We start from the raw sequence: 17,774 nt of genomic DNA on the forward strand, positions 1-17,774 counted from the left end.
CCGCGCTGGCGATGGGCGCCGGCGCTTCCCTGGCCGGCTGCCGGGCACCGGCGCCCCAGGCAGGCATCGATGCCGGCGACATCGCCGCCCTCGACCACACCCGCATAGCCGGCATCGTCCGCCCGCCTGGCACCGCCGGCGTCGCGGCCGCTCTGCAACGCTGGGAGGGAGCGGTGTGCATCGCGGGCGGCCGCTACAGCATGGGCGGGCAGACCCGTGCTCCGCGCGCGCTGCAGCTGGACCTGTCGCGCATGGACCGCCTGCTCTGGCTGGACGCATCCGCGCTGCGTGCCCGGGTGCAGGCGGGCATGCGTTGGCGCCGCCTGCAGGAGCTGCTCGATCCGCACGACCTGTCGGTCAAGGTCATGCAGAGCTACAGCAACTTCAGCATCGGTGGTTCGGTATCGGTCAACTGCCACGGCCGCTACGTGGGCCACGGCGCGATCGCCGGCACGGTGCGTGCGCTACAACTGGTGGATGCTTCGGGCCAGGTTCGCGAGCTGTCACGCGAGAGTGACGGCGAACTGTTCGGCGCGGTGCTTGGCGGTTACGGCGGCCTGGGCGTGGTCACCGAGGTCGAGCTGGACCTGGCGCCCAACACCGCGATCGCCCGCCATGCCCGGCGTGTCTCCCTTGACGAGTACCCGGACTGGTTCGGCAGCGAAGTACTGGCCGATCCCACGGTGGTGCTGCACAACGCCGACCTGGCGCCACCGGCATTCGACGCACCCGTGGCAGTGACCTGGCGCCGCACCGCGGCCCCGCTCACGGACGCACGCCGGCTGCTGCCCACCGGGGCGCGTTACACCCGCGAACAGAACCTGATCTGGGCGGCAACCGAGCTGCCCGCCGGACACCGCGTGCGCGACCGGGTGCTCACCGAAGGCGTGCTCGCCGAGCCCCGGGTGGTCATGCGCAACCTCGAGGCCAGCCTGGATGTGGCCTCGCTGGAGCCCCGCACGCGCCGGGTCTCCACCTACCTGTTGCAGGAGTACTTCGTGCCGGTGGCCGCGTTCGCCCCGTTCGCGCGCAGCATGGCCCGCATCCTGCGCGAGGCCGAAGTCGAGGCGTTGAACATCTCCATCCGCCATGCCCCGGCCGACACCACCTCGCTGCTGCGCTGGGCACCGGAACCGGTGTTCTGCTTCGTGCTGTACCACAAGCAGCGCAGCTGGCAGCGCGCCGAGCAGGCGGCCGCCGCCTGGACCCGCAGGCTGGTCGATGCCGCCCTGGACCATGGCGGCCGGTACTACCTGCCGTACCGGCTGCACGCGAGCCAGGCGCAGTTCCTGCGCGCCTATCCAGGGGCGAGCGATTACGCCGCCCTCAAGCACCGGATCGACCCGGACCAGCGCTTCCGCAACCTGCTGCTGGACCGCTACCTCCCCCGGGCCTGAGCGGCCCGGCAGAAACGCTTGAGCCTGATCAAGATGCCAAGCCTGGTGCCTTCACATACTCGGGATCCCAAGGTCCCGCAGGCATCGCCATGGCCGTCGTCCAGGTCTCCCGCTACCGCCCCCCGCTCATCGCCCTGCACTGGCTGACCCTGCTGTTGCTGGTGGCGGTGTACGCGACCATGGAACTGCGCGGGTTCTTCCCGCGCGGCAGTGCCCCGCGCGAGCTGATGAAGACCTCGCACTACTTCCTCGGGCTGTCGGTGTTCTTCCTGACCTGGGTACGGCTGGCGCTGCGTGCCACCGGCACCGCGCCGCCGATCATGCCGGCGCCACCACGGTGGCAGATGCTGCTGGCCAGGCTGGTCGCGCTGTCGCTGTACGCGCTGATGCTGTCCATGCCGGTGCTTGGCTACCTGGTCCTCAACGCCCACGGCCACGCGCCGGCGATCGGCGGCTGGTCGCTGCCGGTTCTGTTCGACCTGCGGCCAGAGCTGGGCGACCTGCTGGAGCGGTGGCACGAGGCGATCGCCTTCGCCGGCTACTGGCTGGCGGGCCTGCATGCGGCCGCGGCGGTCTACCACCACCACTTCCGCCACGACGACACCTTGTTGCGGATGTCGCTGCGCGGCTGAGGCCTCAGTCCTGCGAGCGGTTGGTGCGCGGCGCGGTGACGTCGCCACCGGCGCCGTCGGCGATCCGCCACAGGTAAAGGCTGGCGTAGGTGCGGTACGGACCCCAGGCATGGCCGCGCGCGGCCAGCACCGTCGGCGTGGGCGGCACCTCCAGCCCATCGACCAGCTGCGCGCCACGGCGCACGCCAAGATCGTCCACCGGCAGCACGTCGGGCCGGCCAAGGCGGAACATCAGCATCATCTCCACCGTCCACCGGCCGATGCCACGGATCGGCACCAGCGCTTCCACGATCTGGTCCGGATCCATGTACGACATGCGCCGCAGGCCGGGGATCTCGCCGCGGGCCTCGCGCGCGGCGAGGTCGCGCAGGGCCAGGGTCTTGTTGCCGGACACGCCGCAGGCACGCAGGGTGGCGTCGTCGACCCGGGACAGGGTGTCGTGGTGCAGGCGCTTGCTGCCGATCGCCGCCTCGACCCGGCCGACGATGGTGGACGCGGCCTTGCCCGAGAGCTGCTGGTAGAGGATCGCCCGCGCCAGTGCATCGACCGGGTCGAAGCTGCTTCGCCAGCCGGCTTCCGGCGGCAACGGGCCGATCCGGCGCATCCACGACCCGAGCCTGCGGTCGCGACGGACCAGGTGGTCCCAGGCCGCCTGCACGTCGAAGCCGCGGGCGTGGCGCGGCATGGCTAGCGCGCCCTCAGCACCGAGACCGCCCAGGCCAGCCAGCCGGCCATCATCAGCATGCCGCCGGCCGGTGCCAGCCGGGTCGGCAGGCCCGCGAGCGCACCACCGGCGAGGCTGCCGGCGAACAGCAAGGTGCCCAGCAGCACGGCCAGCAATGCGACCTTCGCCAGTCGTCCGGCAGCGCGCGGCCACAGTGCCGCCAGGGCCACGCCGTGGCCGAAGGCATAGAGGGCGGCGGTCTGCAGGTTGGAGCGGGCGTGCGGATCCTCGACGCCGTGCGAGGCATAGGCCGACAGGCCGATCGCCAGCGCCGCCAGCACCGCACCGGTCGCGGCCGGCCAGGCAACCGGGTTGGCCGGGACGTGCGTGGTTCCACTCATGCCGCATCCTCCATGGGCCGCAGCCTAAACGAAAAGCGCCGCTTCCGCGGCGCTTTCCGGGTTGCCAGGACCGGCCAGGGGCCGGCCGGCGGTCTTACTTGACCTGCCAGTACACGTCGTACTCGCCCTCGGCGGTAAAGGCCTTGTCGACCCCACCTTCCCAGACTTCGTACGGACGGTCGGTGACCTCGTAGCCGTTGGTGGTCGCCCAGGCACGGACCGAGTTGCGGACCGCGTCCAGCTCGGCCATGAAGCCGGTGAACGAACCGAACGCGGCACGACCGGCCTTGGTGCGGACGTATTCGACCGGGGCGCCGTCCGGGATCTTGACCTGCAGCGGCTCGCCGGAAGCGGCAACCGGGGCGGCGAAGGCGGCAGCCTTGGCCTTGGCGGCTTCGGCGGCGGCGTCCTCGGCATCACCCTCGCCCTCGCCTTCGGCGGCAGCAGCCGCGGCCGGAGCGGCCGAGCCCTTGCGGCGGACCGGCAGGGCGACGTCGAACGCGTACTTCTCGGCGCCGAAGTCGGTGGTGATGATGCGCACCGGGCCGGCGGCTTCCAGGTTGTTGGCATCGAGCGTGCGCTTGATCCACTCCTGGTTGTTCTTGATCGACTGCTTGATCGCCTCGTTGCTGCGATCGACGTTGCCGGCGTTGACCACCAGCAGGTCCTCGGCCGGGACCTCGACGAGCTTCAGGTCACGCAGCGGGATGCCGTCGGCGCGGTAGTCGAAGTTCGGCACCGAAGCCAGCATGTTGGTCATGCGGCCCAGGCCCATCTTCATGTCGTCGCCGACGTGGCGGCTGACGTACAGGCCGGCGTAACGGCCGATCAGGTCCCAGCCGTAGTCGACGTCGTAGGTCTGGGTGATCTTGACGTTGCGGTTGTTCTTGCCGGTCGGCTCGAGCAGGAACTGCACGGTCTTGTCGTTGCCGCGGGCCACGTCGTCGACCTTGATCACGACCTTCTGGTTCGGGACGCTCTCGGTGATCTCCCAGCTGCCGGTGCCGATGCGGTCATCCTCGGAGACATAATCCAGGCGCGCGCCCACGCCGGACTCGGCGCCGGAGGTGCGCAGCTGGATCTTGGGATCGCGCAGAACCAGCGTATTCCAGTCCCTGAAGCGGCGCAGATTGTTCACCGTGTCGTACACGATGGTCATCTTGCGGTTGGTTTCCACGCTCTCGGAGATGTGGCGATGGTCGGGAAGGACGACACCGACCAGCAAGGCCAGGCCGGCCACGATCCCCAAGGCGATCAGGAACTCGATAAGACGGGTCATTCAGGAGTCTCCGGGGCCGATTCCACGGCGTGTTTGCGATGCGAGCCGCGAATCGTAACAGGGTTCTGCGCGTGCGCGCAGCCGGATAAGCAACCGGGATCGTGATTGAACGGAATTCTTACATCGCGCCGGGGCCCCGGCCCTTGCGTGGCAAGGCCTGTGGCCATTCCATGCGTGGGTGCCTGGACGGCAATAAACCCCCGATTATCGGCGCCATACGCCAGCGTGGGGACATATATATGCCTGTGGCCGGGCCACGCATGGACCACCTTGGCACCCCGTTCCCGCTCCCCTGCCCCTCCCCGTCGCGACGCGCACACCCGCGCCGCCGCCGACCTCACACCAGCTGCAGCTCGAAGGCCTTGAGCACTGCCCGGGTGCGGTCGCGCACGCCCAGCTTGCTCAGTATGTTGGACACGTGGTTCTTGATCGTGCCCTCGGCCACGCCCAGCGAGTTGGCGATCTCCTTGTTGGAGAAGCCGGAGGCCATCAGCCGCAGGATCTCGGTCTCGCGGTCGGTCAGCGGGTCCGGGCGGTCCAGGCTGACGAAGTCGTTGCGCATGTGCTCCAGGCCAGATAGCAGGCGCTGGGTGACCGCCGGCTGCACCAGCGAGCCGCCGCTGGCCACGGTCTGGATCGCCCCGACCAGCTGCTCCAGCGAGACGTCCTTGAGCAGGTAACCGCGGGCGCCGGCCTTGAGCCCGGCCAGCACCAGCTGGTCGTCGTCGAAGGTGGTCAGGATGATCGTCGGCGGCAGCTGCCCTGCCTGGGACAGGGTCTGCAGCGCCTCCAGCCCGGACATCACCGGCATGCGCATGTCCATCAGGACCACGTCCGGCGCGACCTGCGGGATCATCTCCACCGCCTGGCGGCCGTCGCCGGCCTCGGCGACCACCTCGATGCTTCCGTCCAGGGCCAGCAGGGACTTGATGCCCTGGCGCACCAGGGTCTGGTCGTCGACCAGGCAGACTCGGATCATGGCAACGCTCCTTCGATAGCCGGCCGCGCCGGGGCTGATGCTGGGATGGACAGGCGCAGGACGAAGCCGGCGCCCTTCCGGGTCTGGATGTCGAGGGTCCCGCCGCACTGCTGGACCCGCTCGTGCATGCCGCGCAGGCCGTTGCCGGGGACGACGCCGTCGGCGCCCTCGCCATTGTCCCGGGCCTCCAGGCGGATCGCCCCGTCCTCGCGCCACACACGTATATGGAGGCGACTGGCGCCGGAGGCATGGCGCACCGCGTTGGTGATGATCTCCTGGGTGCAGCGCAGGACCACGTGCGCCCGCTCCGGGTCGTCGATCGCCAGCGGCGCCTGGATGTCCAGGTCCACGTCCAGCGAGGGCACGTGGTCGGCCAGCGGGCGCAGGGCCGTGGCCAGGTCGATGCCGCCACTGGCGTCGCGCAGCTGGCTGACCGCCTCGCGCACGTCGGTGAGCAGCAGCCGGGCCAGGGTATTGGCCTGGCGCACGTGTTCCTGGGCCCGTCCCTCGGTCATGTGGCTGGCCACTTCCAGGTTCAGGCTCAGCGCGGTCAGGTGGTGGCCCAGCAGGTCGTGCAGCTCGCGCGAGATACGGGTGCGTTCGTTGACCCGGGCGCTCTCGGCCAGCAGGGCGCGGGTGGCGCGCAGCTCGGCATTGAGCCGGCGCTGCTCGTCGCGGGCCTGGGCCTGCTGCCGCGCGACCAGGCTGGTCACGTAGATGAACAGCGAGAAGCCGCCGTACAGCAGCGACTGCATCAGCGCCTCGAACAGCGGCATGCGGAACACGCCGTAATAGATGGGCAGCACCGCCAGCTGGCTGACCAGCAGCAGGAGCACGCCCGAGGTCGCCGGCAGCATCCACGGGATCACCCCCGCCGCCACCATCAGCAGGATGCTGCCCAGGCCCGAGCCGTTGAAGTAGCTCACCGCCAGGCCGAACAGGGTCAGCACCAGCAGCAGGGCGCGGTCGTGCCAGGACGGGCGGGCATTGGCCAGGCCCCGGGTCAGCCACCAGTAGCAGGCGCCGAAGCCGAGGTAGCAGGCGAACAGCATGGCCCCGCCCACCCGGCCCAGCCCGGGCTCCTCTGGGCCGTAGGCGGGCACGTACTGCGAATAGACCAGCGGCACGCCCACCATGCCCCAGGTGAAGAGGCCGGCGTAGCGGAGCAGGCGGGTGTGGCTGATGGGTCCGAACATGACCGCATCTTACGGGGGCCGGGCCCCGCGCCGCTGCGCCGGAAGTCATGGCCTCGCCGGCCCCGGCGACCCCATGCGATAATCCCGCCGCACTGCCGGGATTCCCGGCCCGCCCACTGCAAGGTTCCATTCCTGATGTCCATCGTCATCCGCGACGTGCGCGAACACGAGCTGGACTCGATCCTGGCCCTGAACAACAACGCCGGATCGGCCATCCTGCCGCTGGACGCGGCCCGGGTGCGCAGCTTCTACGACAACGCCGAGTATTTCCGCGTGGCCGAACGTGACGGCAACCTGGCCGGCTTCCTGGTCGGTTTCGGCAGCGACAGCGACCACGACAGCTGCAACTTCGCCTGGTTCAAGGAGCGCTACCCGCACTTCTTCTACATCGACCGCATCGTGGTGGCCTCCCGCCGCCGCGGCGGCGGCGTCGGCCGCGCGTTCTATGCCGACGTGCAGAGCTACGCCGAGCTGCGCTATCCGCTGCTGTGCTGCGAGGTGTTCCTCGACCACGGCGCCGACCCGGCCCTGCTGTTCCATGGCAGCTTCGGCTTCCACGAGGCCGGCCAGAACGTCATGCCGGACGTGGACGTGCGCGCCAGCATGATGACCAAGGAACTGTGCAGCTACGGCTGGGTCCGCGAGACCTACGGCGACGAACTGCCGGACCTGCCCTGGGTCGGCAAGCCGCGGCGCCATGCCGCCGGCGCCAACCAAGCGACGGGGACCTGAGGTGGCGGTGGGTACTACGACCAGTTACGAGCAGGCCGGCGAACTGAAGATCGGCCAGGTCGGCATCGCCAACCTCCGCATCCGCACCCTCGACGTGGACCGCCTGGTCGGCGAGATGCGCGAGCGGGTGGAACGCGCGCCCAAGCTGTTCGGCCGCGCCGCGGTGATCGTGGACTTCGGCGGCCTGGCGCGCACCCCGGACGTGGATACCGCCCGGGCCCTGATCGAGGGCCTGCGCCAGGCCGGCGTGCTGCCGGTCGCCCTGGCCTACGGCACCCGCGACAACGACGCCCTGGCCGAGGCCCTGGGCCTGCCGGTGCTGGCCAAGTTCCGCGCCCAGTACGAGCCTTCGTCCGCCACCGCGGCACCGCCTCCGCCCCCGCCGCCGCGCGAACCGGCACCGGCACCGGCACCGGCAACCCGTGCCGCTGCGCCCGCCGCCCCGGCCAGGCCGCGCGCCCCGGGCCGGATGCAGAAGACCGCCGTGCGCTCGGGCCAGCAGGTCTATGCCGAAGGCTGCGACCTGACCGTCCTGCACACCGTGGGCGCCGGCGCCGAGGTCATCTCCGACGGCTCGATCCACGTCTACGGCAACCTGCGCGGCCGCGCCCTGGCCGGCGCCCAGGGCAATACCGACGCCCGCATCTTCTGCCGCGAATTCAACGCCGAGCTGGTGGCCATTGCCGGCCACTACAAGGTACTGGACGATATCCCCGAAAACCTGCGCGGCAAGGCCGTGCAGGTATGGCTTGAAGACGGACAGCTGAAGCTGGCCGCCCTCGACTGACCCGCGCAGGCCGGCGGCCGCCATGCCGCTGCCAGCGCCTCCCCTGCAAGCATCTCCAAGGAGATCTCCATTGGCTGAAATCATCGTAGTCACTTCCGGCAAGGGCGGCGTCGGCAAGACCACCTCCAGCGCCAGCATCGCCATCGGCCTGGCCCGGCGCGGCCACAAGACCGCCGTGGTCGACTTCGACGTCGGCCTGCGCAACCTCGACCTGATCATGGGCTGCGAGCGGCGGGTGGTTTACGACTTCGTCAACGTCGTCCACGGCGAGGCCACGCTCAAGCAGGCCCTGATCAAGGACAAGCGCTTCGACAACCTCTACGTGCTGGCTGCCTCGCAGACCCGCGACAAGGACGCGCTGACCAAGGAAGGCGTCGAGAAGGTGCTCAAGGACCTGGTCGCCGACGGCTTCGAGTACATCGTGTGCGACTCCCCGGCCGGCATCGAGAAAGGCGCGTTCCTGGCCATGTACTTCGCCGACAAGGCGGTGGTCGTGGTCAACCCGGAAGTGTCCTCGGTGCGTGACTCCGACCGCATCATCGGCCTGCTGGATTCCAAGACCCGCCGCGCCGAGGCCGGCGAGCCGCTGCCCTCGCACCTGCTGCTGACCCGCTACAGCCCGGCCCGCGTGGCCACCGGCGAGATGATCAGCATCGCCGACGTCGAGGAAGTGCTCGGCCTGAAGGCGATCGGCGTGATCCCCGAGTCGACCGACGTGCTCAACGCCTCCAACAAGGGCGAGCCGGTGATCCTGGAAGCCACGTCCGAGGCCGGCCAGGCCTACGAGGACGCCGTCGCCCGCCTGCTTGGGGAGGACCGTCCGCTGCGCTTCACCACCCTGGAGAAGAAGGGCTTCTTCAGCAAGCTGTTCGGAGGCTGACCATGGCGCTCTTCGACTTCCTGCGGGCCAAGAAGAACACTGCGGAAACGGCCAAGAACCGGCTGCAGATCATCATTGCCCAGGAGCGCAACAGCCGTGGCGCCCCGGACTACCTGCCGCTGCTGCGGCGCGAGCTGCTGGACGTCATCAAGAAGTACGTCAACGTCGACGTCGATGCGGTCAAGGTCGACCTGATCAAGGACGGCGACCACGACGTGCTCGACATCTCCGTCGCCCTGCCGGAAGGCCAGCAGGGCTGAAGCAAGCCGCGGCCGCCAAGGCGGCCGCACGCCCGACCCGCGCATGCACACCCCCTCCGACCGCGACGTCCTGTGCCTGCGCGACGTCGCCTTCGCCGATGCCGCCGCCCTGCTCGCCCGCCACGGGCTGGAACTGGTGGCCGTGCCCGACGGCGAACCGATCCCCGGCAGCTACTGGGGCGAACCGGAAGCCGGCATCATCGGCCCGACCGTGTACGTACGCGGCGACACCCCCGTGCACTCGATGCTGCACGAGGCCTGCCACCTGATCGTGCTGCCGCCGGAGCGGCGGGCGCAGGTCCACACCGACGCCACCGACTCGGTCGCCGAGGAAGACGCCACCTGCTACCTGCAGATCGTGCTGGCCGGCCGGCTGCCCGGCGTGGGCAGCGAGCGGTTGATGGCCGACATGGATGCGTGGGGTTATACGTACCGGCTTGGGTCGACGAGGGCGTGGTTCGAGCAAGATGCCGAGGATGCACGCGCCTGGCTGACCGCGCGCGGGCTGTTGCTTTAAGGCCGGGATTCGGGATTCGGGATTCGGGATTGGGGATTTGTAGGAGCGGCGTGAGCCTACGCTCTTGCCAATCCCGAATCCCCAATCACGAATCCCGGCTCTTGGCCAGCGAGCCGCTCATGTCCAGCGTGGCCACGGTGCCCTGCCCGGTCTCCGAGTCCAGTTGCAGCTTCCAGCCCAGGTGCTCGCACAGGCGGCCCAGCAGGTCCAGGCCGATGCCGCTGCCCTGCCGCGGGTCGCCGCGCGCGATCCGGCGGTAGATCGCGGCGATCTCTTCCGGGCTCATGCCGTGCCCGGGATCCTCGATCCGCACCGTCGCCGGCGCCAGCAGGGACACGCGGATCACGCCGCGGTCGCTGTTCTCGATGGCGTTGCGCAGCAGGTTGCCGATCGCGACCTGCATGATCGCCACCGGCGCGAACAGCTCGCAGCGCGCCAGCTCGACCAGTTGCAGGCCGAGGTCCTTGTCCGCGCACAGGTGGCGATGGTCGTCGAGGATGTCCGGCAGCAGCTCGTCCAGGTTCACGTAGTCGCTGCTCTTCTCCAGTCGCCTGGGGTCCTTCGCCAGCACCAGCAGCAGCGTGACCAGCTGCTCGACCGACTCGGCGGTCTGGCGGATGCGCAGCAACTGGTGGCGCACCGCCGGCGGCGTGTCCGGCTGGTCCAGGGCCAGCTCGCTGGCGCCGCGGATCACCGCGATCGGCGTGCGCAGCTCGTGGCTGGTGCTGTCGATGAAGGCGCGCTCGCGCTCGACGAAGGTGTCGTTGCGTTGCAGGTAGTCGTTGAGCGCCTCGGCGATCACCACCTGCTCGTGGCTGGCGCCCTTCACCACGTCGATGTGCTGGCCGGGCCGGTCCGGGCGCAGCGCGCGGATGCGCTTGGCCATGTCGGCCAGGGGCTGCACCACCCGCCCCAGGCCCCAGGCCACGAGGATGCCGAGCAGCACGATCGCGATGATGTTGGAGACCAGCATCCACAACCCCAGGTTGTTCTCGTGCGCCTGCAACTGGGTGATGTCCAGCGCCAGCACCAGCCGCCGGCCGTTGACGTCCTGCACCATCAGCACCTTGTCGCGCCCCTGGTACTCGATGCCGTCGTGGATGCCCGGGCCGAAGCGGGCGAACTCCGGCGGCGCCGGCGAGTCGTCGTCGTCGCCGTACAGCTGCACGGTCTCGGTGTCGGTCCAGTGGTAGTGCGGATCCTCGGCGCTGCGCTGGACGAAGTGGGCCAACTCCGACTTGAGCAGCGAGCGCCAGGTCAGCTGCTCGGCCTGCTCGTTGACGATGAAGCCATGGATGAACACCGCGAGCGAGATCAGCGCGGCGTAGATCACCAGCCACAGCGTGACGCGCGCGCGCAGCCCGCCCAGCCTGGAACGTATCCCGCCCGGCTTCATGGAAGGCGCGCGCCGTCCGGGATGCGGCGCCGCGACGCCAGGCCCCGCGCCGGCGGGGCCCCGCGCTTGCGGTCCAGGGCGCGACGCGGGCTATTCGGCATGCAGGCGTTCCTGGTGCCCGGCGGGGCCGAGCCGGTAGCCGACGCGCGGCAGGGTGTGGATCAGCTTCTCCTCGAACGGGCCATCCACGCTGCGCCGCAGTTCGTAGATGTGGGAGCGCAGCATGTCGCCGTCCGGCGGCTCGTCGCCCCAAAGGGCCTGTTCGAGCTTCTCGCGGGTGACCGCGGCCGGACTGGCCTGCATCAGCACCTGCAGCAGCTTGCGGCAGGCGGGATACAGGTGCAGCGGCTTGCCGGCGCGGCTGGCCTCCAGCGTCGCCAGGTCCAGCTTCAGGTCGCCGACCGTCAGCATCTTGCTGCGGCCACGCCCCTGCGCGCGCACCAGCAGCGCTTCCAGCCGGACTTCCAGCTCGGGCAGCGCGAACGGCTTGGTGAGATAGTCGTCGGCGCCGGCGCGGAAGCCGGCGATCTTGTCGGGCAGCTCGTCGCGCGCGGTCAGCATGATCACCGGCAGTTCGGACAGGTGTTCCTCGCGCAGCCGGCGCAGCACTTCCGGGCCGTCCATGCGCGGCATCATCCAGTCCAGCACGATGGCGTCGTAGGGCTGCGTGGTGGCCAGGTGCAGGCCGGTGATGCCGTCCGGCGCGGCATCCAGGGTATGGCCGCGCGCCTCGAAATAGTCGAACAGGTTGGCCACCAGATTGCGGTTGTCCTCGATGACGAGCAGCCGCATCGTCGGTCTCCGGGAAAGATGTGGTCGTGCATCGTAGCCGGGCGATGTCGGAAGCGCGTCGAAACGGCAGGTTCCGACAAACTTCCCACGCTCGCCGCGGCATAGTCTGCGCCCGTTTTGCCCGCATTCCAACGTGCAGACTTCCATCACACCCCTGGAGCGGCGGCGGCGTTGGGCCTACCGCGCCGCGCTGCTGGCGATCGTGCTCGCCCTGCTGGCCGGGCTGGGGCTGCGCCAGCCTAACCCGCCGGACGAACCCCGCTTCGTGCTCGCCGCGCGCGCGATGGTGCAGAGCGGGCAGTGGCTGTTGCCGCACCGGGGCAGCGAGTTGTACGCGGAAAAGCCGCCGGTGTTCATGTGGATGCAGGCCGGCGCGTTCGAACTGGTGCGCGACTGGCGCGTCGCCTTCCTGCTGCCTTCGCTGCTCGCGGCGCTGGCGACCCTGTGGCTGACCTGGGACCTGGCGCGCCGGCTTTGGAACCGGCGCGTGGCGCACTACGCGGTGCTGGCGCTGTTCGCCACCTTGCAGTTCGGGGTGCTGGCCAAGCGCGCGCAGATCGACATGGTGCTGGTGGCGATGACCACGCTGTCGCTGTGGGGACTGTTGCGGCACCTGCTGCGCGGCCCCGACTGGCCGGCCTGGGCGCTGGGCGCGTTCGCCGCCGGGCTGGGCACGGTGACCAAGGGCGTGGGTTTCCTGCCGCTGCTGGTGCTGCTGCCGTGGGCGGCCTGGCGCCACCGGCATCGCGCGGACGCGGTGCGTGGCGCATGGCCGGCATGGCTGGGCGCGGTCCCGGCCTTCGTCGCCGGCACGGCGGTGTGGCTGCTGCCATTGGCGATCGCCCTATGGCAGGCTCCCGACCCCAGCCTGCGCGCCTATACGCACGAATTGCTGTTCAAGCAGACCGGCACGCGCTACACCGCGGCCTGGCACCACGTGCAGCCGGCCTGGTACTACCTGCAGGTGATCGCCACGTTGTGGCTGCCGGGCTGCCTGCTGCTGCCGCAACTGCTGCCGGCCTGGCGGCGGCGCCTGCGGCGCGGCGATCCGCGCCATTGGCTGCTGCTCGGCTGGAGCGTGCTGGTGCTGGCGTTCTTCAGCGCGAGCCCCGGCAAGCGCGAGGTCTACATCTTCCCGATGCTGCCGGCGCTGGCCGTGGCTGCCGCGCCGCTGCTGCCCGGATTGCTGCGCAGGCGCGCGACCCGCTGGGTCCTGGCCGGTTATGTCTGGCTGCTGGCGCTGGCCGCGCTGGCGGTCGGCGCCGGCCTGTGCATGCAGGCCGGATGGGCGATGCGGGGCGCGCTCAAGCGCGCTATCGACCCGGCGGCGATGCAGGTGTTCGGCGCCTGGCTGCTCGCCTTCGCCATCCCTGTCCTGCTGCTCGCGGCCTGGGCGCGGCTGCGACGCGCCGGCGCGCTGGTGGTCGCCACCACGGCGCTGCTGTGGACGATCCATGGCCTGGGCCTGATGGTGGCGCTCGATCCCTACAGCTCGGCGGCCGGCCTGATGCAGCGCGTGGGCGAGCGCATCGGCCCCGGCGCGGAACTGGGGATGATCGCCTGGCGCGAGCAGAACCTGCTGCAGGCGGACCGGCCGGCGGTGGACTTCGGCTTCAAGCAGCCCTGGGACGTGCAATGGGCACGCGCCGCGGACTGGGTGGCGCAGGCGCCGCAGCGGCGCTGGCTGTTCGTGCTGCGCGACGCGATGAGCCCCTGCGTGGACCGCGCGCAGGCGATCGATATCGGCGAGTCCAACCGCAATGCCTGGCAACTGGTGCCGGGCAGTGCACTGAAGCCGGGCTGCGTGACGCCCGCGAAAGACCAGGCCGGCGCGGGCGACGACAACGGCAACTGAACCGCCGGGGACGTTGTCTGAGGTTAAGCGCTGGGCAACGGTTGTCCGACCGCTTTCCGACAAACCGGCCCGGATCATGCCCGCCATTGCCGGAAACGGCCTTTTGCCCGTTGGCGCCCGATGAACCTGATGCCTGCATCCGCCACGGATGCCGTCCCCGTTCTCCGTCCGTACAGCCGCTTCGTCGCCACCCACCTGTGGATTCCGCTGGCGGCGGTGCTGGCGCTGAGCGCGCTGCTGACGGCCGGCGGCGTCGACCAATGGCTGGCCACGCAGATCTATCACGCCGAAGGCGGGCACTGGCTGCTCAAGGACCATTGGTTCACCGCCAAGCTCGTGCATCGCGGCGGCAAGCAGGCCAGCACCGCCGCGGCGCTGGCGCTGTTGGTCTTCGGCCTGTATGCGCGGCGCTCGCCGCGCTGGAACGCCTGGTCGCGCCCGGCGTTGTACGTGGTGCTGGCGGTGGGGCTTTCGACCGCGGCGGTATCGTTGCTGAAGGGAGCCACGCACATGGACTGCCCGTGGGACCTGGCCAGCTACGGCGGCACCCACGCCTTCTACGGGCTGTTCGAATCGCGCCAGGGCGTTCCGGCGTCGGGCTGCTTCCCGGCCGGGCATGCCAGCGGCGGCTATGCCTGGGTCGCGCTGTACTTCGCCGCGCTGGCGGTCCGCCCGCGCTGGCGCAAGGCCGGGCTGGCGATCGGTCTCGGCGCCGGGTTGCTGTTCGGCGTTTCCCAGCAACTGCGCGGCGCGCACTTCCTCTCCCACGACCTGTGGGCCCTGGCGGTCTGCTGGGGCGTGTCGCTCGGCTTGTACCTGTGGCTGTTGCGCCCGCGGGCGCGCAGCGCCGCGGCCGGCGCGGCGGGAGAAACCGCATGAGCCTCTCGTTGCCCCGCAGCGGCGTGCTCTCGCGCCTGCGCGCGCTCGACTGGACGCACCGACCCGAAGTGTCGGTGGAAACGCTGGTGCTGGGCAGCAGCGTGTTCTTCGCGCTCGCCTGCAACCGCATGTTCTGGCATGCGTCGCTCGCGACGCATCCCGGCGACATCGGCTTCGCCGCGTCGCTGTTCTTCCTGCTGGTCTCCGTGCACGCGCTGCTGTTCGGCCTGCTGGTGTGGCGCTGGAACGCCAAGCCGCTGCTGACGCTGCTGTTCGTCACCACCGCGTTCGCCACGCACTACATGAACAGCTACAGCGTCTACCTGGACGCGGACATGCTGCGCAACGTGCTCAACACCGACCACAAGGAATCGCGCGAGCTGCTCACGCCCGCGCTGCTGTGGCCATTGCTGTTCTACGCGGCGCTCCCGATCGCCGTGCTGTGGCGGGTGCGGCTGCGCCGCCGCAGCTGGAGCCGCGCGCTCGGCGTGCGCCTGCTGTTCCTGGCGGCCATCGCGGCGGTCGGCGCCGCCGGTTCGATGCTGTCGTTCCAGGGCCTGTCGGCGTTGATGCGCAACCATCGCGAGGTGCGCTACCTGGCCACGCCGGTCAACTACCTGGTCGCGCTCATGCAGGTCCTCAAGACCGACTCGCCGATCAAGCACAAGCCGAAGCTGCCGATCGAGCACGATGCGATGGCGACCCCGCGCGCGCCGGGCAGCCGCCCGCGCCTGCTGCTGATCGTGCTGGGCGAGACCATGCGCGCGCAGAACTGGGGCCTCAACGGCTATGCGCGCCAGACCACGCCCAAGTTGGCGCAGACCGGGGTGATCAACTTCCCCGACATGCACTCGTGCGGCACCAGCACGGAGGTCTCGGTGCCGTGCATGTTCTCGCCGTTCGGCCGCCACGATTACGACGAAGCGAAGATCCGCGCCCACCAGTCGCTCCTGCACGTGCTCGAACACGCCGGCATCGCCACGCTGTGGCGCGACAACCAGTCCGGCTGCAAGGGCGTGTGCGAAGGCCTGCAGATCCAGCAGCTCGACGACGCGAAGAAGCCCGGGCTGTGCAAGGACGGGCGCTGCATGGACGAGATCCTGCTCGACGACCTCGCCGCGCAGGTGCGCGCCAGGCCGGGCGACCGCGTGGTGGTGCTGCACCAGCTCGGCAGCCACGGCCCGGCCTACTTCCAGCGCTACCCGGCGCAGTTCCGGCGCTTCGCGCCGACCTGCGACACCGCCGAGCTGGGCAACTGCAGCCGCGAGCAGATCGTCAACACCTACGACAACACGGTCCTGTACACCGACCATTTTCTGGACCGCGCGATCGGCACGCTGCGCGCCCTGCCCGACTACGACACCGCCATGATCTATCTCTCCGACCACGGCGAGTCGCTCGGCGAGAAAGGCCTCTACCTGCATGGCGTGCCCTACGCGATCGCGCCGGCCGAGCAGACCCGCGTGCCCATGGTGATGTGGTTTTCGCCGGAATTCGCGCAGGACCGCGGGCTCGACCTGAAGTGCCTGCGCCAGCGTGCGAACGGGCGCGCCGACCAGGACAACTTGTTCCACTCGGTGCTGGGCCTCATGCAGGTGAGGACCTCCGTCTACGATCGCTCGCGCGACCTGTTCGCCGGCTGCGCGCAGTGAATCTGCGGCGGGCGCGCTCGCCCTCGTAAACCCGATATCCGTAGGAACGGCTTTTTTGTGGTTCTTCGCGGATCAGCGGGGAGCGTCTGACAGGTGTCGCTACGCTTGAGGCCTGCCTTTCAGGACTCAGGTGGGGTCATGCTGGACAGGAAGACGATCGAGAAGCTTGGGGGCTGGGAAGGCTATCGGGTGGAGCGGATCGCATGGCCCGAGGGCGACAGTCGGACCGTTACCGTCTACCTCAAGCCGTCAGCGCGGACGATGTACTGCGCGCATTGCGGCAGCCGATGCCGGCAGGTGCATGACAGCACAACGCGCCGGGTGCGGGATCTGCCGCTGATGGCGTTTCGTGTCGTGCTGGTGGTGCCTCGCCGGCGCGTATGGTGCGCGCGATGCGGTGGTCCGCGGCTGGAGAAGCTCAGCTGGCTGGGACGCTACCAGCGGGTCACCGATCGCCTGGCCGAAGCGGTCAGCCAACTGCTTGAATCCAGCAATATCGTGGCAGTTGCACGCTTTTTCCAGCTGGGCTGGCACACCGTCAAGGCACTGGACAAAGCCCGGTTGCGGCAGGCCGTCCACGTGCCCGACTGGAGCCGGATCCACTATCTGGCGATGGACGAATTCGCCCTGCACAAGGGCCACCGCTACGCCACGATCGTGGTCGATCCGATCAGTCGCCAGGTGCTCTGGGTCGGCAATGGCCGCTCCCGTGAGACGGCACGGGCCTTCTTCGAGCAGCTTCCGGCCGGCGTTGCCGAGCAGATCCGCGCGGTGGCGATCGACATGACGACCGCCTACGAACTGGAGATCAAGGCCCACTGTCCGAACGCCGAGATCGTCTACGACCTGTTTCACGTCGTAGCCAAGTACGGACGCGAAGTGATCGACCGGGTCCGGGTCGACCAGGCCAACCGGCTGCGCCACGACAAGCCCGCTCGCCGGGTCATCAAGTCCAGCCGCTGGCTGCTGCTGCGCAATCGAGAGAATCTGGACCCGCGTCAGTCCGTCAGGCTGGATGAGTTGCTGGACGCCAACCAGCCACTGCTTACCGCCTACCTCATGCGGGACGAGCTCAAGCGGCTGTGGTTCCACCGCCACCCCATCCGGGCCAGGAAGGCCTGGGATCACTGGCTGGAGCAGGCCCAAGGCAGCGGCATCGCGGCGTTGGCCCATTTTGCGAACAAGCTAAGCGCCTACCTGCATGGAATCATTGCCCGCTGCCGACATCGGCTCAACACGAGCATCGTCGAGGGCATCAACAACACCATCAAGGTCATCAAGCGCCGCGCCTACGGCTATCGCGACCAGGAATACTTCTTCCTGAAAATCCGCGCAGCCTTCCCCGGTATTCAGCGATGAACTTTTTTTGTGGGAGCGGCTTCAGCCGCGACGGAGCTTTCTCATTTGAACCTCGGCACATGAATGTGCAGGCTGTTGCAGAAGGATCTGCATGAAAGCCCCATCGCGGCTGAAGCC

General features: G+C 69.5%; 18 protein-coding genes. 11 read left to right on the forward strand and 7 right to left on the reverse strand.

The features are described from left to right. The first annotated feature begins 11 nt into the window (after positions 1 to 11). Together PSESU_RS10770 and PSESU_RS10775 are read left to right on the forward strand one after the other, a co-directional pair. Positions 12 to 1,397: an FAD-binding oxidoreductase gene (locus PSESU_RS10770; RefSeq protein ID WP_013535804.1), complete on the forward strand. Its 1,386-nt coding sequence runs from the start codon at positions 12 to 14 to the stop codon at positions 1,395 to 1,397. Positions 1,398 to 1,486: 89 nt separating this feature from the next. Beyond that, positions 1,487 to 2,029 (forward strand): cytochrome b, encoded by a 543-nt coding sequence (locus tag PSESU_RS10775; protein ID WP_013535805.1) that lies wholly within the window; start codon positions 1,487 to 1,489, stop codon positions 2,027 to 2,029. 4 nt (positions 2,030 to 2,033) lie between these two features. On the opposite strand, the gene PSESU_RS10780 is transcribed toward PSESU_RS10775, so the two are convergent. The 5 genes from PSESU_RS10780 to PSESU_RS10800 form a co-directional block, all read right to left on the reverse strand. Further along, on the reverse strand, positions 2,034 to 2,714 hold the full coding sequence (locus tag PSESU_RS10780) for a DNA-3-methyladenine glycosylase family protein (protein WP_013535806.1): 681 nt from the start codon (positions 2,712 to 2,714) through the stop codon (positions 2,034 to 2,036). Positions 2,715 to 2,716: 2 nt separating this feature from the next. Further along, positions 2,717 to 3,094, reverse strand: coding sequence for a DUF423 domain-containing protein (locus PSESU_RS10785; protein WP_013535807.1), 378 nt, complete (start codon positions 3,092 to 3,094; stop codon positions 2,717 to 2,719). 94 nt (positions 3,095 to 3,188) lie between these two features. Then, positions 3,189 to 4,373, reverse strand: coding sequence for a polyketide cyclase (locus PSESU_RS10790; RefSeq protein ID WP_013535808.1), 1,185 nt, complete (start codon positions 4,371 to 4,373; stop codon positions 3,189 to 3,191). Between the two features lie 337 nt (positions 4,374 to 4,710). After that, entirely contained in the window at positions 4,711 to 5,352 is a 642-nt protein-coding gene (locus tag PSESU_RS10795; RefSeq protein WP_013535809.1) for a response regulator, read from the reverse strand. Continuing rightward, positions 5,349 to 6,548, reverse strand: a complete 1,200-nt coding sequence (locus tag PSESU_RS10800; RefSeq protein ID WP_013535810.1) for a sensor histidine kinase — start codon at positions 6,546 to 6,548, stop codon at positions 5,349 to 5,351. Before PSESU_RS10800 ends, PSESU_RS10795 begins: the two co-directional genes overlap by 4 nt. A gap of 135 nt (positions 6,549 to 6,683) precedes the next feature. Here PSESU_RS10800 and PSESU_RS10805 point away from each other — a divergent pair, with 135 nt between their 5' ends. The 5 genes from PSESU_RS10805 (at position 6,684) to PSESU_RS10825 (ending at position 9,724) form a co-directional block, all read left to right on the forward strand. Beyond that, entirely contained in the window at positions 6,684 to 7,280 is a 597-nt protein-coding gene (locus PSESU_RS10805; RefSeq protein WP_013535811.1) for a GNAT family N-acetyltransferase, read from the forward strand. Further along, entirely contained in the window at positions 7,246 to 8,067 is an 822-nt protein-coding gene (minC, locus tag PSESU_RS10810) for a septum site-determining protein MinC (RefSeq protein ID WP_049782339.1), read from the forward strand. The genes PSESU_RS10805 and minC overlap by 35 nt, the downstream gene beginning before the upstream one ends. A gap of 70 nt (positions 8,068 to 8,137) precedes the next feature. After that, a complete protein-coding gene (minD, locus tag PSESU_RS10815; RefSeq protein WP_013535813.1) occupies positions 8,138 to 8,947 on the forward strand; it encodes a septum site-determining protein MinD in 810 nt (269 codons plus the stop codon). A gap of 2 nt (positions 8,948 to 8,949) precedes the next feature. Beyond that, the gene (gene minE, locus PSESU_RS10820; RefSeq protein WP_013535814.1) at positions 8,950 to 9,207 is read left to right on the forward strand and encodes a cell division topological specificity factor MinE; all 258 of its coding nucleotides are present in this window, start codon (positions 8,950 to 8,952) and stop codon (positions 9,205 to 9,207) included. Positions 9,208 to 9,250: 43 nt separating this feature from the next. Further along, positions 9,251 to 9,724, forward strand: a complete 474-nt coding sequence (locus PSESU_RS10825; protein WP_013535815.1) for a hypothetical protein — start codon at positions 9,251 to 9,253, stop codon at positions 9,722 to 9,724. A gap of 85 nt (positions 9,725 to 9,809) precedes the next feature. On the opposite strand, the gene PSESU_RS10830 is transcribed toward PSESU_RS10825, so the two are convergent. Both PSESU_RS10830 and PSESU_RS10835 read right to left on the reverse strand, forming a co-directional pair. Further along, positions 9,810 to 11,120 carry a sensor histidine kinase gene (locus PSESU_RS10830; RefSeq protein ID WP_013535816.1) on the reverse strand — a complete coding sequence of 437 codons (1,311 nt, stop codon included), beginning with the start codon at positions 11,118 to 11,120 and terminating at the stop codon, positions 9,810 to 9,812. A gap of 90 nt (positions 11,121 to 11,210) precedes the next feature. Beyond that, entirely contained in the window at positions 11,211 to 11,912 is a 702-nt protein-coding gene (locus PSESU_RS10835) for a response regulator transcription factor (RefSeq protein WP_013535818.1), read from the reverse strand. A gap of 133 nt (positions 11,913 to 12,045) precedes the next feature. Here PSESU_RS10835 and PSESU_RS10840 point away from each other — a divergent pair, with 133 nt between their 5' ends. From PSESU_RS10840 to PSESU_RS10855, 4 genes are all read left to right on the forward strand, one after another. Further along, positions 12,046 to 13,767 (forward strand): ArnT family glycosyltransferase, encoded by a 1,722-nt coding sequence (locus PSESU_RS10840; RefSeq protein ID WP_013535819.1) that lies wholly within the window; start codon positions 12,046 to 12,048, stop codon positions 13,765 to 13,767. 120 nt (positions 13,768 to 13,887) lie between these two features. Next, complete coding sequence (locus tag PSESU_RS10845) at positions 13,888 to 14,646, forward strand: phosphatase PAP2 family protein (RefSeq protein WP_013535820.1); 759 nt, start codon at positions 13,888 to 13,890, stop codon at positions 14,644 to 14,646. Next, a complete protein-coding gene (locus PSESU_RS10850; protein ID WP_013535821.1) occupies positions 14,643 to 16,298 on the forward strand; it encodes a phosphoethanolamine transferase in 1,656 nt (551 codons plus the stop codon). Before PSESU_RS10845 ends, PSESU_RS10850 begins: the two co-directional genes overlap by 4 nt. 138 nt (positions 16,299 to 16,436) lie before the next feature. Beyond that, on the forward strand, positions 16,437 to 17,657 hold the full coding sequence (locus PSESU_RS10855; RefSeq protein ID WP_013535822.1) for an ISL3 family transposase: 1,221 nt from the start codon (positions 16,437 to 16,439) through the stop codon (positions 17,655 to 17,657). Positions 17,658 to 17,774 lie beyond the last annotated feature (117 nt).

Origin of the sequence: Pseudoxanthomonas suwonensis 11-1 (assembly GCF_000185965.1) — a bacterium.
In the GTDB taxonomy this organism is placed as follows: Bacteria; Pseudomonadota; Gammaproteobacteria; order Xanthomonadales; family Xanthomonadaceae; genus Pseudoxanthomonas; species Pseudoxanthomonas suwonensis_A.

What these genes read in the sequence shown, in the direction of transcription:
- PSESU_RS10770 (WP_013535804.1), top strand. Translation starts at nt 12, where the DNA reads ATGGGCGCCGGCGCTTCCCTGGCCGGCTGCCGGGCACCGGCGCCCCAG.
- PSESU_RS10775 (WP_013535805.1), top strand. Translation starts at nt 1,487, where the DNA reads ATGGCCGTCGTCCAGGTCTCCCGCTACCGCCCCCCGCTCATCGCCCTG.
- PSESU_RS10780 (WP_013535806.1), bottom strand. Translation starts at nt 2,714, where the DNA reads ATGCCGCGCCACGCCCGCGGCTTCGACGTGCAGGCGGCCTGGGACCAC.
- PSESU_RS10785 (WP_013535807.1), bottom strand. Translation starts at nt 3,094, where the DNA reads ATGAGTGGAACCACGCACGTCCCGGCCAACCCGGTTGCCTGGCCGGCC.
- PSESU_RS10790 (WP_013535808.1), bottom strand. Translation starts at nt 4,373, where the DNA reads ATGACCCGTCTTATCGAGTTCCTGATCGCCTTGGGGATCGTGGCCGGC.
- PSESU_RS10795 (WP_013535809.1), bottom strand. Translation starts at nt 5,352, where the DNA reads ATGATCCGAGTCTGCCTGGTCGACGACCAGACCCTGGTGCGCCAGGGC.
- PSESU_RS10800 (WP_013535810.1), bottom strand. Translation starts at nt 6,548, where the DNA reads ATGTTCGGACCCATCAGCCACACCCGCCTGCTCCGCTACGCCGGCCTC.
- PSESU_RS10805 (WP_013535811.1), top strand. Translation starts at nt 6,684, where the DNA reads ATGTCCATCGTCATCCGCGACGTGCGCGAACACGAGCTGGACTCGATC.
- minC (WP_049782339.1), top strand. Translation starts at nt 7,246, where the DNA reads ATGCCGCCGGCGCCAACCAAGCGACGGGGACCTGAGGTGGCGGTGGGT.
- minE (WP_013535814.1), top strand. Translation starts at nt 8,950, where the DNA reads ATGGCGCTCTTCGACTTCCTGCGGGCCAAGAAGAACACTGCGGAAACG.
- PSESU_RS10825 (WP_013535815.1), top strand. Translation starts at nt 9,251, where the DNA reads ATGCACACCCCCTCCGACCGCGACGTCCTGTGCCTGCGCGACGTCGCC.
- PSESU_RS10830 (WP_013535816.1), bottom strand. Translation starts at nt 11,120, where the DNA reads ATGAAGCCGGGCGGGATACGTTCCAGGCTGGGCGGGCTGCGCGCGCGC.
- PSESU_RS10835 (WP_013535818.1), bottom strand. Translation starts at nt 11,912, where the DNA reads ATGCGGCTGCTCGTCATCGAGGACAACCGCAATCTGGTGGCCAACCTG.
- PSESU_RS10845 (WP_013535820.1), top strand. Translation starts at nt 13,888, where the DNA reads ATGAACCTGATGCCTGCATCCGCCACGGATGCCGTCCCCGTTCTCCGT.
- PSESU_RS10850 (WP_013535821.1), top strand. Translation starts at nt 14,643, where the DNA reads ATGAGCCTCTCGTTGCCCCGCAGCGGCGTGCTCTCGCGCCTGCGCGCG.
- PSESU_RS10855 (WP_013535822.1), top strand. Translation starts at nt 16,437, where the DNA reads ATGCTGGACAGGAAGACGATCGAGAAGCTTGGGGGCTGGGAAGGCTAT.